1 protein-coding gene is annotated in these 1,509 nt (G+C 52.6%); it reads left to right on the top strand.

Features of this window, described 5'->3' with window-relative positions:
* Positions 1-84 precede the first annotated feature (84 nt).
* A protein-coding gene (locus DL239_RS21295; RefSeq protein ID WP_439650884.1) for an IS3 family transposase occupies positions 85-1,436 on the top strand; the annotation gives its coding sequence in 2 pieces (ribosomal slippage) (positions 85-420 and positions 423-1,436; 1,350 coding nt in all).
* Positions 1,437-1,509 lie beyond the last annotated feature (73 nt).

Genomic DNA, 1,509 nt, shown 5'->3' with positions numbered 1-1,509 from the left:
TGTCTGACGTCAGCACCTGTGGGTATTTGGGAAGGTTTAGCATCAGGAGGATTTCTGGTTCATCGTAACCGTCAAGGAGTGAAGATGAACAAGAAATCCGGAACCAGCAAAGCTTCGGCTACCAAGCTGGTCAAGTCCATCCGCCGCAAGACGCGGCAAACCTATTCTTCTGAAGAGAAGATCCGCATTGTTTTGGCGGGCCTTCGTGGTGAGGAAACCATCTCAGTGCTGTGCCGTCGTGAGGGCATCTCTGAGAGCCTGTATTACAGCTGGTCGAAAGAATTCCTTGAGGCGGGTAAACGCCGTCTGTCCGGCGATACGGCCCGGCAAGCAACGTCGCCAGAAGTGAAAGAGCTTCGATCCGAGGCAACGGCACTGAAGGAATGTGTCGCCGATCTGACCTTGGAAAACCGTCTGCTCAAAAAAAGCATGACAGGGGCTGGGGAGTTCGAGGAATGAGATACCCCGCGTCTGAGAAACTGGAAATCATCCGCACCGTTGAGGGATCTCATCTGCCTGTAAAGCAGACCCTCGATATGCTGGGCATCCCGCGCACCACATTCTACCGTTGGTATGATCGCTATGTCGAAGGTGGGCTTGATGCCCTGGTGGATCGCTCACCCTGTCCAAAGTCTGTCTGGAACCGTATTCCACAGGCCAGACGGGACAATCTGATCGAGTTCGCGCTGGAGCATGAGGCGCTGACGCCGCGCGAACTGGCGGTCAAATATACTGACGAGAAACGATACTTTATCTCTGAATCATCAGCTTACCGATTTTTGAAGGAAGCTGATCTGATCACAGCGCCAGACTATGTGGTGATTAAAGCAGCCGACGAGTTCACGGACAAAACGACTGCCATAAACGAGATGTGGCAAACCGACTTCACCTACTTCAAGATCATTGGCTGGGGCTGGTTTTATCTCAGCACGATCCTGGATGATTACAGCCGCTACATCATTGGCTGGAAGCTCTGCACGAACATGCGGGCCGAGGACGTGACGGCAACAATTGAGTTGGCACTGGCGGCGTCAGGGTGCGACCATGCCGTCGTTCGGCACATGCCACGTCTGCTGAGCGACAATGGGTCCTGCTACATCTCCGGTGATTTGGCTGAATGGCTGGAGGATCACAAGATGGATCACGTTCGCGGAGCACCGTTCCATCCGCAGACTCAGGGCAAAATTGAGCGCTGGCATCAAACAATGAAGAACCGGGTCTTGCTGGAAAACTACTATATACCCGGCGACCTCGAACGCCAGATCGGGGCCTTCGTCGATTACTACAACAACGAACGCTACCATGAGAGCCTGAACAACGTGACACCGGCTGACGTCTATTTTGGGCGTGACAAAGCCATCATCAGAGAAAGGGAGAAAATCAAGAAAATGACAATCCAACAACGCCGCTTGCAACATCAAAAACAGGCTGCATAATCAATCACACAAACGAACCAGAGCCTCCAATGGTCAAGCCCCTCTGATGTTCCATTTTATATGACGACGGACA

This window comes from Parasedimentitalea denitrificans (assembly GCF_011813015.1).
Lineage (GTDB): Bacteria > Pseudomonadota > Alphaproteobacteria > Rhodobacterales > Rhodobacteraceae > Parasedimentitalea > Parasedimentitalea denitrificans.
This window is presented reverse-complemented; position numbering and strand designations above follow the sequence as displayed.